We start from the raw sequence: 12914 nt of genomic DNA, 5'->3' as shown, positions 1-12914 counted from the left end.
CCCTTAAGTACTCATGAAGCACACTTAAGTGGTTTTGTGATGGTGGGAATGCCGCACGCCCAACATGATGAAATCTTTGAACTGGCGATCGTTAGCCTTGTCTTCTTCTGTGACTTCTCCGCCGCGTTGATGGGCAATAATAACGGCTTTTTGCAAATACATGAAATACAGGTGGGTGGACTTCAGCAGAATGTCCATCCACCTTGTTTTTTCCCCGGGAGCTACCGGTACGGTGTCCAATTGCACTAGGCGCGTGTACCACCCCTGCATCGCTTGCTTGAAATCAGGCAGTTCAGCGGGATTCTTGGACAGAGTGCTATAGTAGACGCCAAAAATGGCATCGTAATAGATCAACGAATCCTGATGCTCCCTAAGCGCCAAATACTTGTCCAGAATAATCTCCAGGGATTCTTCGGGCTGCTCGAAACTAAAGTCAAACAGCAGTTGCCCGAACATCCGCTCCAGATTCTCAACATAGATCTGGGCGGCTAATTCTTCCTTGTCCTTATAATGATGATACAAAGTACGCCGGGAGACGCCGGCTTCTTCTGCAATCTGAGCCATATCGGTGCGCTCAATGCCTTGCGCACAGAATAGGTTCAGCGCAGTATCCTTAATCATCTCCCGCGTCATTTGCATCTGCTTTTCACGCAGCTTCATGTATCTTCTCTCCTGCCTCTTGCCATTTTTCCTTGTGCTAAATGTCTTTAAATCTTAATTGTGCCGAGCTTACTCTTACTTCTCAAGGAACTTGCTGCCCACCGAATAGGGCTTCTGATGGTTAACCGCATCCCCCAGCCATTTCAGCAGTGTAACTCCATCCTGTTCTGCTTGAAAAAAAGTTTCTCGCGTTGCAAATGTGTGCGGGGTTGTGCCCTTCTCAGCATCCAGTCCATAGTCAGTCAGATAATAATAATAATTCGGTAACGCGGCGTCCAAAGAACGCACGGATGCACGCATTTGCTGTGACCATTCGTTGATCTTCTTCTGGTCCTGTGGCCCTTTATAATCGTTGATGTTGTTCTGAAAGTGAATTAGGATCTCGTCAAATAACGAGTAGGATTGTAATAGTATGGCATTGGGCGGCAGGAGATGTCCGTTGGCTTTAAAGGCTGCCCCGATGATATCCGCTTCGGCGGGATAACCAAATGTCTTGGTAAAGTCAGCGTGCCATTCCTGATCCACAACCTTCGGCCATTTGTCCGATTTCAGGAAGGAACTGTCGGAATATTGATAAATCTCGGAGTCCTTATAATGACTGGCAATCTCCTCCGCCCAGAAGGCGGAGCCGAACCCGCCGGCACTTTCGCCTGCGATGAGCAGCTTGTCGGGCTTATCCACATTAGCATAAATCCAGTCGAGGCTGCTCTGCACGTTATTGCTGCCGTTATAGCGCATAGTGAAGGGGGTGCCGTCTTCCTTCTTATATTCCGCATTGTGCTTGCCGATATGGAAGTCCCCGGTCGAATAAGGCAGATATACAACATTCCAGCCGTTGAAGGGGTTGTCAGGGTTATCCGTGTCCATCATGCCTCTCAGCAAGGAGAGCATATAGAACGGGATGTTGGGAAAATAATTGCCTGTATCCCCGCCTTTAATGAAATTCATAATCTTGATCGGATGCTCGGCGCTTTTGGCATCCCAACTGGCCCCGCCTCCGGAAAAGAAGATGATCCAGTTATTGTTCTCCCCTTTTTTATTCCACAGAAAATACTCTGAACCATCACTGGAGATGACATTTCCGTCCAGCTTGACTTTATTCCACTTGTAAGGCTTCACTTCTGCCAGTTCGGAGGTTGTGGTCGCCGGTCTCTTGATTACAAAAGCGCTGATCGCAAGAACGGCAATCAAAATAAGACTCAACAATCCAATTCCTGTGAACATCGTGATTTTCCCTATTCTTCTCATATCCATCTCCCCCTTAATGGGAGTATACGTCAAGTCAACTCGTTGCACAAGGTGTATACTTTAATGGTGATGAATAGTGTTGGTTGTCTCTATAAGGCTTGACGACTAAGCCACTACAAATTGAATTGCTCACTCTGAGATCTTAGGATGCGTTTGTCATCTTAAGCTTGTCGGCACGTTCAAAGGTTGAGTACTGCGCTTTTTGGACAAATATAATATTACAGCAATTACTGACCAATATCCTGCAATGGCAGCGGCAGAAAGCTCAACGCCGAAATTCCCTCCAGTCAGCAAGGTGGAATCCGAGGTTAATCTGTAAGAGAGAATAACATGCTCAACAGGTTTTGTGCCAATATGTAAAATATCACCAATCATAACCATGTTCCATACAGCATGCACGATCGCGCTGCTCCAAATGGAGCCGCTTCGGTACACGATTAAGGAGAACATAATGCCGACACTGGTCCCCCCGACGAAGAGCAGAAGCAAATCAGCGGCATTGAGGCCTGCGCCTATCGCATGGATCAAACCGAAGATGACAGACGGCACCCAGATTGCTACCGTCTTTCCCCACTGCAGTTCAAGCGATTTCATAAGGATTCCCCTGAAGATCATTTCTTCAACGATACCTGCACTCAGCCCAGTACCGACAATTGCTGTTACTATAATGAGGGCAGTCTCTCCTCCATCCATGTTGCCGGGAATAAATTCACCGGGCAAGCATAACAGGATTGCCGATACAGCAACAGGCAGTGTAACGGCACACAGCAGCCATCTTGCAGCAGCACGCGGTCTATGTATGCGGCATTCCTGTAAAGACAGCTTCAACATCCGTTCACTTAACAGCTTAACTCCCAGATAGGCAAGCGCAATATACAGCAAGTAATATAGAACAATGGATACCGTGTGCGGAAAGGGTAGCAAGTAGATCAGACTTGCAATCACTTGGGCAAGGACCAGAACCAGGATTCCTCCAACTACAGCCAGTAAGGCTTTGCCTCTAGAGAGGCCGGCCCTCATGCTTTTTTCACTCATAATCAGTCTCCTTCTTGAATTTTGTCCCTTGATAGTATATCTTCATACTAATTCCCGTAACAACGGACCTTAGTCTAGTTTTTTATCGAACAGGAATTCGCCTGCCTGACAGAGAAATACATAGAAACGTTCTGCACATTCGGTTGACCGGGAAGGAGATGACATCTTATGCGGAGTGAAAAGTCAGTGATCGGACAGCTGGTGCAGTACAGGGCGATGAACGCAGCTCCTGTCGTTGTGATGATGTGTGGTGTGGCAGGGTCGGGCAAAACAACCTTTGCTCAAAAGCTGGAGAAAAAGGGATTCGTCCGTCTCTCAATAGATGAAGACATTTGGGCTTCTCACGGACGTTATGGAGTGGATTACCCTGAAGAGAATTATGAGCATTATAAAGAACAATCCGAGATGAAGCTGCGCGGGGAGCTGGTCCGCCTGATCCAGGCAAAGCAGCATGTCGTCATCGATTTCAGCTTTTGGCAGCGTCAAAGACGGAACGATTACAAGCAGCTGATTGAACAGCATGGCGGCGTATGGGAACTGATTCATTTGAAGGTTGAGCCTGAGGAATTACGGCAGAGGCTGCTAATCCGCAGTGAACGATTTGATGCCAATGCGGCGTTTCCAATCACAGAGGACACGCTCACACGGTTTTTAAACGGTTTTGAGACCCCTTCTGGGGAAGGGGAAACAGTGGTCGAGGCATAGATCATTCTCTCATTCCCAAATGCAAAGTTTATAAAATATACCCAGTCCAACACTGAATTTCCGTGTTCTGACTGGGTATTTGCTTGTTGTAATCGTATAGGTTAAGACTTAGCTTGCTATTCTTTCTTTTCTTTAGGCGTTACCCTAGCCGGACGAACAACCCAATTGCTGCGGTTCATCGGTTTTACTGTATCAATCCGCGGATTCGGAATCTCAGGAGCGCTCTCGGCTGGGGTTGCCGATTCTGCGGATTCTTTGTCCGTTACATTATTCTTCGCCAGTCCGCCTCCGTTATGCTTGCCTTTGTTCCACACTCTGTTCTTGCCCATGGTTACACTCCATTTCTATACGCTGATTTGTTTACCATATCACAACATCGAAAGGTAAGAAAGTACACTTGTGACTGCTATTTCAGTTACAGGGAGTCTTCATACAGCAAAAATAGTCCGGAAAGTGAGTGAATGTACTCCTAAGCATAAAACAAATGTTTTGACAAGTTATAAAATGTACTGTTGATTCGTGTAGATGGTGACTATAATAATATAGAATTGAAAGGAGAGCACCCTGATGCCCATCAAGATAATTACGGATAGCGGTTCCGACATCCCCCTTGAGTACGTTGACCAATATGATATTACTGTAGTCCAGCTGCCGGTTCATTTCGGACATGAGCTGATGCCGGAAGATACGGACACGAAGGCTTTTTATGCTAAAATGCGTGAATCGAAGGAACTGCCGACCACAGCAAGTCCCAGTCCGCAAGTCTTCCTGGATAAGTTCAAAGAAGTGGAAGCAGGCACTGACATTATGGTCGTCTGCATGTCCTCCAATATTAGCAGCACCTATCAGGCCGCGATGATCGCCAAGGAAATGTATGAAGAAGAAGGATTTCCGAATGCGATTGAAGTTATAGATACGAAGAGATTTTCCGGTGGACTCTCCCTGATTGTCGCCTTCGCGGCGAAATGGTCGGTGACCTGTTCAAGCCTTGCGGAATTGAAAGAAATGATTCTTCTCAAATCCCGGGAAGTGGAAGCATTCTTCACGCTGGATACGTTGGAAAATGTAATCAAGGGCGGACGGCTGAACCGTTTGTCGGGCGCGGTGGCTTCGGTGCTGAACATCAAGCTGCTGCTCAAAATCAGTGAGGAAGGTACAGTTGAGGTGGTGGAGAAAACCCGCGGGCTGCCCAAGGCACTCAACCATCTGCTGGCTAAGCTTGAGGAGAAGCAGCATGATTATGAGAAGGCGGTTATTGCCATTGTGCACAGCAACTGCGAGAAGCTGGCCCTGGAGATTAAAGAACGCATTCTCGAAAAGCACCCCTTTAAAGAGGTCGTATTCTCCAGCATGGGACCGGTTATGGGCACCTATGCCGGCGAAGGCGGAATCGGAGTGGCTTTCTAAAGGGATATAACCCTAAAAAAGATAAACAAGCCGTACATGGGAACTAGCCCCGCGTGCGGCTATTTTGTTTTCCGGGAGACTTGTCTGGGGCGGCATTCTATACGGTATGGGAGGGGAAGACACCTTACTATAGGCATCAGCATAGACTGAAGCAAAACCAGTTACGGAGGTCAACCAACATGTCGACATATAATTCCAGCCAGCAAGCGATGGTTATCTATCAAGCCGATCCTGCTGTAGTCCAGCACCTGCACGGAGTCCGTGAATCTCTGCACCACTCCTGCAAGCCCTACTTAAACCACAAAGTAAAAGTACAGACGATTGACGGACTCATGCATGAGGGAACTATTGCGGGGATGGACAATAAAAATCTGTACCTGTCAGTTACCGCTACCACACAATCTGTACGCGGATACTATAATCCCTACTACAAACCATTCCCGCCGGGTCCGGGCTACTATCCATATCCCGCGCCGATTAACAATAATGTGATCTTGCCGCTTGTGCTGTTCGAGCTGCTCGCCATCTCTTTGATCTAATCCCGGGCCTATCACGAATAGAAGACATGATCTGGATCATCGGCAGCTCTTCCGTATGTTCTGGTCATGTCTTTTGCCGTTTGTATCTGTATAAGATAAATCCGGGCTTCCGAAGACTTGCTATTCGATGTAGAATCAAAGGTGGATTACGGGAATTTTTTCAGGAGGTAGAAAATGATTACATACCCTTTATTGAACGACGGGGCAGCGATCGGTGTGACGGCTTCTTCATATGGCGTAAGTCCACTAGACCGTAAGCTGTTCGAGCAAGCCTGTGAGCGGATGAAAGAAAAAGGATACCGGGTGCATTGCGGCGAGACGGTATTTAAACAGAATAAAGCCAAATCAGCTTCAGGCAAAACACGTGCCGAGGAATTTAACTCCATGATGCAGGATGACGCCATCGATCTTATCATTCCGCCATGGGGCGGGGAATTATTGATTGAAATGCTGGAATATATAGATTTCAGCCTGGTGCAGGAGAAATGGATATTGGGTTTTTCCGATATCAGTTTGCTGCTGCTTGCCATTACGCTGCAGACGGGTCTGGCAACAGCGCACGGTCCAAGCCTGGCAGATCTGAGAGGGAAGCAAACCGATAACACTACAGCCATGTGGCAAAAGGTAATGTCCACGACCCGTGGGGGTTCGATTATGCAGAAATCATCGGCAAAGTATCAGCAGGAGGGGGGAGTGGACGTCAATTCCCCCTTTATCTTTCATTTGGATGAGCCGACGGTTTGGAAATCGGTGACTGCTGGTGAAGTATCACTGTCCGGGCGTTTGCTTGGCGGATGCATAGATGTGATCCGGCATATTATCGGGACACCTTTCGGAAATGTGCAGTATTTTCAGCAGAATATGATTCACAACGAACCAATCCTGTGGTATTTGGAGAATTGTGAATTGAACACGGTGGATTTGCGCCGGTCTTTGGTGCAGATGAAACTGGCTGGCTGGTTCGAGCATTGCTCTGGTATTATGTTCGGGAGAAGCGGTGCCAATCGTCCGGTGGACAGCTATACGGTGGAGGATTGTTACAAAGAGTTATCCGGGGAGCTTCAATTGCCGGTAATCTATGATGTTGACTTCGGCCATGTACCGCCGCAGCTCACTTTAATCAACGGGGCGTATGCGGAGGTGAAGGTGCAGAACGGTGCGGGGACAATTACCCAGTACTTTAAAGATTAGCAGAAAATGATTAAGGGACAGCCCGGCGGCTGCCCCTTTTTTGTTCAGACTGCTGAATCCACTTCGCCGCTATTCTCAAAGCTGATGTTGTCAATCATGACAGAGATTTTCCCTGAAGGGACTTCAAGCTCATACTCATGATTGCGCTGGGCCATCAGCAGCTGCATACCCAGTGGCGACAGCCAGGAAATCTTCCCTTCGGCCGGGTCGGTGTATGCAGGGAACACAATGGTATAGGTGTCTATATAACCATCCGCCAAATAGCGCAGGTCCAGCCGGCTTCCAATCAATACATTCGAGCATAGTTTCTCTTCACTATAGTCTGAGAGGAGTTGCTCTAGAACAGTGCAGTAGCTGTTAATCAGTTCCTCCGCCTGTTTTCTCTGAGGATGTTTGCCAGGGTAATAATGATTGAGAAATCCATTTCTCTCTTCATCAAAATATAACAGCTGCTTTACCAGTTGAGTCCGGGAGGTTTGCAGTAGAAGACTATGGTTCATAGTAGATTTCACCCCCTCTAAGAAAAACATCCCCTGCTGTCATCTTGTAATTCGTAATCATGTCCAGCCTCCTTCAAAATTTGGTGTACCGCTCTTAAAAAAGGGTGTGCAAATAGAGATCTCCTTAAATGAGACCTTCACAACAGTATATCAGCTTCTCAGCGGAGAACCAAACGATTGTTACACAGGGCTGCCATGGATTTTTCATAATTATGGAGTGAAAACATTTGACCCTTCTCCCATTGGATGTTAAGCTTGACTGATATTAAGGCATTTCGCAGTTTACTGCGAAGTGCCTTGCTGTATATTTAGAGGTTTCTTACATTAAATGTTACCAGAGGAGTGATGCGCCATGAGCACTTCATTGTTTTCTTATATAGAATTCGAATTAATAAATAATTACATCTATTAAAGGAGAATATTATGATTCAAGTTAAAGAGTTTGTAGATGCGGATAATTCCTATGCTGAAAATAAGGCAAATGAATTTCTGATGGGATTGCAGGAAGAACAAGTGGTGAAGGTGTGCTACGGTTCCGTAGTCAAATCTTCGCGGGACGGGGCGGAGCATCAACGGAGCACCATTCTGATTGTGTATAAGACGAATGAAAAGCTATAACTGGAGTTTATTTTTTACGTGGTTGTCCGCCCTCTCCACGTTATGTATAGTGATCATCTTACTTTATCATGCGTTCAGCATTTAGCCGTTCACATTAATGGAATAAAGGGACAGCCCGGAGGCTGTCCCTTTATTTGTTGCAATGTAGTAATAGAATCAAGTGCTGACAATTGCCGTTATTTCTTCATCCAGCTCCAGTCTGAGATCCTCGCGGTAAGCCCGGATGCCATACTCACTGTGCATATAGCGGAGGATCGCTTCAGTTATATTGGATTCTACCAGGTATTGGCTTCGGCCTTGAATCCACACCTCTGCGCTGTACCCGGTATCTTCCTCCCAACTGAGCTCTACCTGAACATCTTCCACACGGACTGCCTTGCGTTCAGCCATATGCAGGCAGAGGGCGTTAATAATTTCATCCATGCTTAGAACAGTTGTTGGCATTAGTAACGGCCATCTCTTTCCTCAAGCCTGCGTCTTTCTTTTCTGCGGCGGAAGAAGGACATGATCAGTACCACTACAAGATAGACGGCAAGCATATTAATCATTAGGCCAAGGAAATTCCCGAAAGCGCCCATTCCGCCGAACATGCCCCCGAAGAGGAAGCCGGCGATTCCGCCGATCATCAGGCCTTTCATCAAGCTGCCTCCGCTGAAGAATCCGCGTTTTGCAGTGCCGGCTGTTGTTCCTTTGGTGCTATCGCTTTGTTTCACATTATTGGTTGTAGATTTCTTTGGAGTGGTGGTGAATCCGCGGGCTCCGGATTTAAAGCCGCCTCCACGTCGTGCATCCGCAAAGTCAGGAGCGGTTACGGCAAAAAACAGGGTAAAGGCCATTACAATCATCATTACGCGTTTCATGGGTTTCATTGAGTACAAGTACCCTCCTAAAGGTTGTCTTGGATTTGTAGTGTCTGTCCGGTAATACGTAGTATGCCCTAGGTGGTTTCAATTTTAAATATAATAATTTAGAGATTAAATGCCGGAATACAAATTATGGCCAAAAAAAAGTGCGTGGATCCAGGATCCACGCAAACAGCAGTTTCAGAGAGTTGCCTTGTTCTCCACATACCCGTCCGAGACAAGCTCAAGCGCTCCGGTTGCCGGATCGATGATCATGCCGTGCACAGGCACGTTTGGGGGGAGTAAGGGGTGGCGCTTGATCAGCTCCACAGTCTGAATTACCCCTTCCTCCACATTGTCAAACCCGCGCAGCCACTTGGTTAATTTAATCCCTGAGTTCTCCAGGGTCGAAAGGACCTGTTCGGAAACGCCGCGCTCTTTGATCGAGTTGATCATCTTGTCTGCATTCAGCGAAGCCATGCCGCATTCGTAATGGCCGACCACAATAACTTCGTCCGCATCCAGCTCGTATAACGCGACCATTACGCTCCGCATTACGCTGCCGAAGGGCTGGGAAATGATCGCACCGGCATTTTTAATGATTTTGACATCACCGTTTTTGAAATTCATCGCTTTGGGCAGCAGCTCTACGAGCCGGGTGTCCATGCAAGTGATGATCAGCATTTTTTTATCAGGGAAGCGGCTGGTCAGATAGGCTTCGTATTCTTTTTTCTCGACAAACTGTTTGTTGAACTCCAGGATATTTGTAATTTGAGTCATGACCATGCTTCCTCCTAAAAGTTTTGTGAGCATAGCTTCCTAGGTTTACTTCGTACAAAACTTGCCTCGGAAGCATACACTGTGTTTTGTGAGCATAGCTTCCTAGGTTTAGGAATATATGCTTAAGGGTTAACGGGGAGTTACTTCGCAAGCAATTCCAGCCCTGACTGGGGTACTTCGGTATTGCGCAAATCTCTTACAAGAATATTCTTGCCATAAATCTGTGAATGACTGTCCAGCTTGAACGAAGAGAACCGCTCCTCGGCATCAAGCCGCATTTGCTCTTCATAAAAGATCTCCTGCTGGCGGCTGATGATAAAAGGCAACTCGTCTGCATCAATGGAAACATCGCCGGATTGTGCTTCATTAACGATCAGCAGAACATTGATTCCGTCGCAGCCGCAACCCTCCGTATCATAAAAGAGTTTAAAAAGCCCCGGCTGATCCCCAAGCCTTTCCTTCAGCTTCCTCTCGGCCAGAGGTGTAATCTGAATCTTCATGTTCTGTTCACACTCCTATCGGCTTAATGATAAAGTATTTCAAATTAGAGATGTAAGGCTCTGAAGTTGATTATACTTATTTAAAAAAGTATCATCAAGAGGAGATGCTAAAACAGAGAAAGCAGGTGCTCGGATATGGAACAGACGGTTAAAGAAGAGTGGGAGAAATTTGAAGAGCTATTGTTAAAAATCAGCGGGTATTCTGAAACAATCGGACTTTTGCATTGGGATCTGCGTACAGGTGCACCTCGTAAAGGGGTGGAGATCCGTTCGGGTACGATTGGTATGCTTAGCGGAGAACTGTTCAGACTCCAGACTTCGCCGGAGATGGGAGAGTTCACTGAATTTTTCAGCCGCCCGGCTGTCAGCAGCCAGCTAAGCGACAACCAGAACAAAATCGTGAAAGATTGCCGCAAGGAGTTCGAGCGCAGCAAGAGCATTCCATCCAAGAGATTTGAAGAATATTCTGTTCTGTCGGCTCATTCACAAACCGTGTGGGAAGAAGCCAAGGAAAGCAATAATTTCACCTCCTTTGAGCCGTTCTTAAGTCAGATTGTTGCCTTTAAGCAGGAGTTCATTGATTACTGGGGTGTCAAAGGCACCCGATACGATACGCTGCTGGATATGTACGAACCAGATCTGACCACCGAAAAAGTCGATGAAATCTTCGATCGTCTGCGCAGCCGTCTTGTTCCGCTTGTGGAAGCCATCAATGCTTCGCCTAACAAGCCGGACACGAAATTCCTGAGTGAAATCTATGCCAAAGAGCAACAGGAGAAATTCGGCCTCTTTGTTCTGGGGCAGATGGGCTATGACTTTGAAGCAGGCCGGCTGGATGAAAGTGTACATCCTTTCGCAACCGGGCTGAATCCGGGGGATGTGCGCATCACTACCAACTATCTGCTGGACAACGTTACTAGTGCTATTTTTAGCTCGCTCCATGAGGGCGGACATGCTCTGTATGAGCAAAACATCAGCAAGGATCTGGTCGGCACACCGCTGGCTCAAGGGGCATCTATGGGCATCCATGAATCCCAGTCGAGACTGTGGGAGAATATGATCGGCCGCAGCCGGGCCTTCTGGCAGCGTTATTACGGCGATCTGCAGCAGCATTTCCCTGAACAGCTGACAAATGTGGAAGTAGAAGATTTCTACCGTGCGATCAATAGTGTGGCGAATTCCTTCATCCGCATCGAAGCCGATGAGCTGACTTATAACCTGCACATTATCGTCCGTTATGAAATCGAGAAGCTGATCTTTAATGAAGGTCTGGAAGTGAAGGATCTGCCAAAAGTATGGAATGCCAAATATCAGGAATACCTCGGCATTACACCGCCGACCGATGCGCTTGGCGTACTGCAGGATGTCCATTGGTCCGGCGGTGACTTTGGTTATTTTGCCTCATACTCCCTTGGTAATATGTATGCTGCGCAAATTTTGAACACTCTGCGTAAAGAGCTGCCGGAATTTGACGCTCTGATCGCCGAAGGCAATCTGCTGCCGATTAAGGAATGGCTTACAGACAAGATCTACCGGTACGGTTCGGCGCTGACGCCTTCACAAATTATCGAACAGGTGACCGGCGAACCGCTGAACCCGGATTATCTGGCTGATTATCTCGAGGCGAAATATACGGAGCTTTACAAGCTGTAAAACCCAAATGAGGCTATAGGCTGGAATGAGTTCCGGGAAAACGATATAATAGAAGGAAACCGCTAACGGAAGGATTTTATTATGGCAAACACGCATACTTACAGCCGCAGGGAAGAGGTAGCCAATGCAATTACTCATGGTATAGGTGCGGTACTGAGTGTAGCTGCACTTGTTCTGCTTGTTGTTTTTGCCAGTCTGAAGGGGACGGCTTGGCATGTAGTCAGCTTTTCCATTTATGGAACGACGATGCTGCTTCTTTATCTGAATTCCACACTGGTTCATAGTCTCAGGGAGGGCAAAGCGAAGGATCTGTTCGAATTCTTTGACCACTCCTCGATTTATCTGTTTATTGCCGGTACCTATACACCATTTTTGCTGGTAGCCATTCGTGGCACGCTTGGATGGAGCCTGTTCGGCATTATCTGGGGAGTGGCATTTTTCGGAGTATTGTTCAAGGCCTACTTCGTCAAAAGGTTTCTGTTCATGTCCACTGTCTTCTACATTGCGATGGGCTGGCTGATTGTGATCGCCTGGAATCCTTTATCGGCTGTAGTGGCCGGAGGGGGCATGACACTGCTGATGGCAGGTGGAATATTGTACACGCTGGGGACCATCTTTTATGTATGGAGAGGTTTCCCGTACCACCACGCCATCTGGCATGTGTTTGTACTGGCGGGAAGTGTGACCCACTTTTTTGCGGTGCTGATTTACCTGCTTCCCATCCGTTAATTCAGAGCATTTCGGGACAGAAATTAGGGTTTGGGCACAAAGAATAAGATGACAAGCAAAAAGGCTTGACATCTTTCTTTGTTTTCGGTATCATAAGGGACGTTGTGAAGCTGTAAAGTGTTTTTCCTTGACGAAGGGAGTGCCCTTAATGAGTCAGGAGAATAGGCTCGAGAAAACTAACCGGATTAACTTGTTATTTGCTTTCTATGAACGCCTGCTTACTGACAAGCAGCAAACGTTTCTTAAATATTATTTCCACGATGATTTCTCACTCGGAGAGATCGCCGCGGAATTTGAAATTAGCCGCCAAGCCGTTTATGAACATATTAAACGTGCGGAGCAAGTGCTGGAGAATTATGAAGAGAAGCTTGGGCTTCTTGCCAAACATGAAGACCGCAACCGATATTTAGAAGAACTGCGCAGACTGCCGGACAATGGGATGCTGCCTGAGCAATATAAACAGCGGTTCACGGATATCCTGGATCGTTTGCAGAGGTTAGAGTAGCA

17 protein-coding genes are annotated in these 12914 nt (G+C 47.1%); 8 read left to right on the top strand and 9 right to left on the bottom strand.

Translation table 11 applies throughout. The features are described 5' to 3' along the window. Nucleotides 1-24: 24 nt before the first annotated feature. The 3 genes from NSS79_RS21010 to NSS79_RS21000 all read right to left on the bottom strand — a co-directional run bounded on the left by NSS79_RS21010 (nt 25) and on the right by NSS79_RS21000 (nt 2943). Entirely contained in the window at nt 25-660 is a 636-nt protein-coding gene (locus tag NSS79_RS21010) for a TetR/AcrR family transcriptional regulator (protein ID WP_342435990.1), read from the bottom strand. A gap of 75 nt (nt 661-735) precedes the next feature. Then, complete coding sequence (locus NSS79_RS21005; protein ID WP_342435989.1) at nt 736-1908, bottom strand: pectin acetylesterase-family hydrolase; 1173 nt, start codon at nt 1906-1908, stop codon at nt 736-738. Between the two features lie 156 nt (nt 1909-2064). Continuing rightward, entirely contained in the window at nt 2065-2943 is an 879-nt protein-coding gene (locus NSS79_RS21000; RefSeq protein ID WP_342435988.1) for a type II CAAX endopeptidase family protein, read from the bottom strand. A gap of 168 nt (nt 2944-3111) precedes the next feature. Here NSS79_RS21000 and NSS79_RS20995 point away from each other — a divergent pair, with 168 nt between their 5' ends. Then, entirely contained in the window at nt 3112-3648 is a 537-nt protein-coding gene (locus NSS79_RS20995; protein WP_342435987.1) for an ATP-binding protein, read from the top strand. Nucleotides 3649-3764: 116 nt separating this feature from the next. On the opposite strand, the gene NSS79_RS20990 is transcribed toward NSS79_RS20995, so the two are convergent. Continuing rightward, nucleotides 3765-3977, bottom strand: coding sequence for a hypothetical protein (locus NSS79_RS20990; RefSeq protein ID WP_342435986.1), 213 nt, complete (start codon nt 3975-3977; stop codon nt 3765-3767). A gap of 238 nt (nt 3978-4215) precedes the next feature. On the opposite strand from NSS79_RS20990, the gene NSS79_RS20985 reads away from it, so the two are divergent. From NSS79_RS20985 to NSS79_RS20975, 3 genes are all read left to right on the top strand, one after another. Continuing rightward, nucleotides 4216-5055, top strand: a complete 840-nt coding sequence (locus NSS79_RS20985) for a DegV family protein (protein WP_342435985.1) — start codon at nt 4216-4218, stop codon at nt 5053-5055. A gap of 179 nt (nt 5056-5234) precedes the next feature. Continuing rightward, entirely contained in the window at nt 5235-5594 is a 360-nt protein-coding gene (locus tag NSS79_RS20980; RefSeq protein ID WP_342435984.1) for an acetyl-CoA acetyltransferase, read from the top strand. Between the two features lie 174 nt (nt 5595-5768). After that, on the top strand, nt 5769-6785 hold the full coding sequence (locus NSS79_RS20975) for a S66 peptidase family protein (protein WP_342435983.1): 1017 nt from the start codon (nt 5769-5771) through the stop codon (nt 6783-6785). Nucleotides 6786-6829: 44 nt separating this feature from the next. On the opposite strand, the gene NSS79_RS20970 is transcribed toward NSS79_RS20975, so the two are convergent. Continuing rightward, nucleotides 6830-7285 (bottom strand): GreA/GreB family elongation factor, encoded by a 456-nt coding sequence (locus NSS79_RS20970; RefSeq protein ID WP_342435982.1) that lies wholly within the window; start codon nt 7283-7285, stop codon nt 6830-6832. 423 nt (nt 7286-7708) lie between these two features. Between NSS79_RS20970 and NSS79_RS20965 the strand changes: the two genes are divergently transcribed. Continuing rightward, nucleotides 7709-7903, top strand: a complete 195-nt coding sequence (locus NSS79_RS20965) for a sporulation protein Cse60 (RefSeq protein ID WP_038593642.1) — start codon at nt 7709-7711, stop codon at nt 7901-7903. 156 nt (nt 7904-8059) lie between these two features. Here the strand turns inward: NSS79_RS20965 and NSS79_RS20960 are convergent, their stop codons facing one another. The 4 genes from NSS79_RS20960 to NSS79_RS20945 all read right to left on the bottom strand — a co-directional run bounded on the left by NSS79_RS20960 (nt 8060) and on the right by NSS79_RS20945 (nt 10025). Further along, the gene (locus NSS79_RS20960; protein WP_038593639.1) at nt 8060-8347 is read right to left on the bottom strand and encodes a YxcD family protein; all 288 of its coding nucleotides are present in this window, start codon (nt 8345-8347) and stop codon (nt 8060-8062) included. Further along, nucleotides 8347-8763: a hypothetical protein gene (locus tag NSS79_RS20955; RefSeq protein WP_342440417.1), complete on the bottom strand. Its 417-nt coding sequence runs from the start codon at nt 8761-8763 to the stop codon at nt 8347-8349. The genes NSS79_RS20960 and NSS79_RS20955 overlap by 1 nt, the downstream gene beginning before the upstream one ends. Nucleotides 8764-8946: 183 nt before the next feature. Further along, nucleotides 8947-9525, bottom strand: coding sequence for a carbonic anhydrase (locus tag NSS79_RS20950; RefSeq protein ID WP_038593636.1), 579 nt, complete (start codon nt 9523-9525; stop codon nt 8947-8949). A gap of 140 nt (nt 9526-9665) precedes the next feature. Then, nucleotides 9666-10025 carry an iron-sulfur cluster biosynthesis family protein gene (locus NSS79_RS20945; protein ID WP_342435981.1) on the bottom strand — a complete coding sequence of 120 codons (360 nt, stop codon included), beginning with the start codon at nt 10023-10025 and terminating at the stop codon, nt 9666-9668. Nucleotides 10026-10160: 135 nt separating this feature from the next. Here NSS79_RS20945 and NSS79_RS20940 point away from each other — a divergent pair, with 135 nt between their 5' ends. From NSS79_RS20940 to NSS79_RS20930, 3 genes are all read left to right on the top strand, one after another. Beyond that, nucleotides 10161-11678: a carboxypeptidase M32 gene (locus NSS79_RS20940; protein ID WP_342435980.1), complete on the top strand. Its 1518-nt coding sequence runs from the start codon at nt 10161-10163 to the stop codon at nt 11676-11678. Nucleotides 11679-11759: 81 nt separating this feature from the next. Continuing rightward, complete coding sequence (locus tag NSS79_RS20935; protein ID WP_342435979.1) at nt 11760-12407, top strand: hemolysin III family protein; 648 nt, start codon at nt 11760-11762, stop codon at nt 12405-12407. A gap of 148 nt (nt 12408-12555) precedes the next feature. Further along, on the top strand, nt 12556-12912 hold the full coding sequence (locus tag NSS79_RS20930) for a putative DNA-binding protein (protein ID WP_038593628.1): 357 nt from the start codon (nt 12556-12558) through the stop codon (nt 12910-12912). The last annotated feature ends 2 nt before the right edge of the window (nt 12913-12914 follow it).

Source organism: Paenibacillus sp. FSL L8-0436 (assembly GCF_038593025.1).
In the GTDB taxonomy this organism is placed as follows: domain Bacteria; phylum Bacillota; class Bacilli; order Paenibacillales; family Paenibacillaceae; genus Paenibacillus_AQ.
This window is presented reverse-complemented; position numbering and strand designations above follow the sequence as displayed.

What these genes read in the sequence shown, in the direction of transcription:
- NSS79_RS21010 (WP_342435990.1), bottom strand. Translation starts at nt 660, where the DNA reads ATGAAGCTGCGTGAAAAGCAGATGCAAATGACGCGGGAGATGATTAAG.
- NSS79_RS20945 (WP_342435981.1), bottom strand. Translation starts at nt 10,025, where the DNA reads ATGAAGATTCAGATTACACCTCTGGCCGAGAGGAAGCTGAAGGAAAGG.
- NSS79_RS20965 (WP_038593642.1), top strand. Translation starts at nt 7,709, where the DNA reads ATGATTCAAGTTAAAGAGTTTGTAGATGCGGATAATTCCTATGCTGAA.
- NSS79_RS20935 (WP_342435979.1), top strand. Translation starts at nt 11,760, where the DNA reads ATGGCAAACACGCATACTTACAGCCGCAGGGAAGAGGTAGCCAATGCA.
- NSS79_RS20940 (WP_342435980.1), top strand. Translation starts at nt 10,161, where the DNA reads ATGGAACAGACGGTTAAAGAAGAGTGGGAGAAATTTGAAGAGCTATTG.
- NSS79_RS20990 (WP_342435986.1), bottom strand. Translation starts at nt 3,977, where the DNA reads ATGGGCAAGAACAGAGTGTGGAACAAAGGCAAGCATAACGGAGGCGGA.
- NSS79_RS20955 (WP_342440417.1), bottom strand. Translation starts at nt 8,763, where the DNA reads ATGAAACGCGTAATGATGATTGTAATGGCCTTTACCCTGTTTTTTGCC.
- NSS79_RS20930 (WP_038593628.1), top strand. Translation starts at nt 12,556, where the DNA reads ATGAGTCAGGAGAATAGGCTCGAGAAAACTAACCGGATTAACTTGTTA.
- NSS79_RS20980 (WP_342435984.1), top strand. Translation starts at nt 5,235, where the DNA reads ATGTCGACATATAATTCCAGCCAGCAAGCGATGGTTATCTATCAAGCC.
- NSS79_RS20995 (WP_342435987.1), top strand. Translation starts at nt 3,112, where the DNA reads ATGCGGAGTGAAAAGTCAGTGATCGGACAGCTGGTGCAGTACAGGGCG.
- NSS79_RS21000 (WP_342435988.1), bottom strand. Translation starts at nt 2,943, where the DNA reads ATGAGTGAAAAAAGCATGAGGGCCGGCCTCTCTAGAGGCAAAGCCTTA.
- NSS79_RS20970 (WP_342435982.1), bottom strand. Translation starts at nt 7,285, where the DNA reads ATGAACCATAGTCTTCTACTGCAAACCTCCCGGACTCAACTGGTAAAG.
- NSS79_RS21005 (WP_342435989.1), bottom strand. Translation starts at nt 1,908, where the DNA reads ATGAGAAGAATAGGGAAAATCACGATGTTCACAGGAATTGGATTGTTG.
- NSS79_RS20950 (WP_038593636.1), bottom strand. Translation starts at nt 9,525, where the DNA reads ATGACTCAAATTACAAATATCCTGGAGTTCAACAAACAGTTTGTCGAG.
- NSS79_RS20960 (WP_038593639.1), bottom strand. Translation starts at nt 8,347, where the DNA reads ATGCCAACAACTGTTCTAAGCATGGATGAAATTATTAACGCCCTCTGC.
- NSS79_RS20975 (WP_342435983.1), top strand. Translation starts at nt 5,769, where the DNA reads ATGATTACATACCCTTTATTGAACGACGGGGCAGCGATCGGTGTGACG.
- NSS79_RS20985 (WP_342435985.1), top strand. Translation starts at nt 4,216, where the DNA reads ATGCCCATCAAGATAATTACGGATAGCGGTTCCGACATCCCCCTTGAG.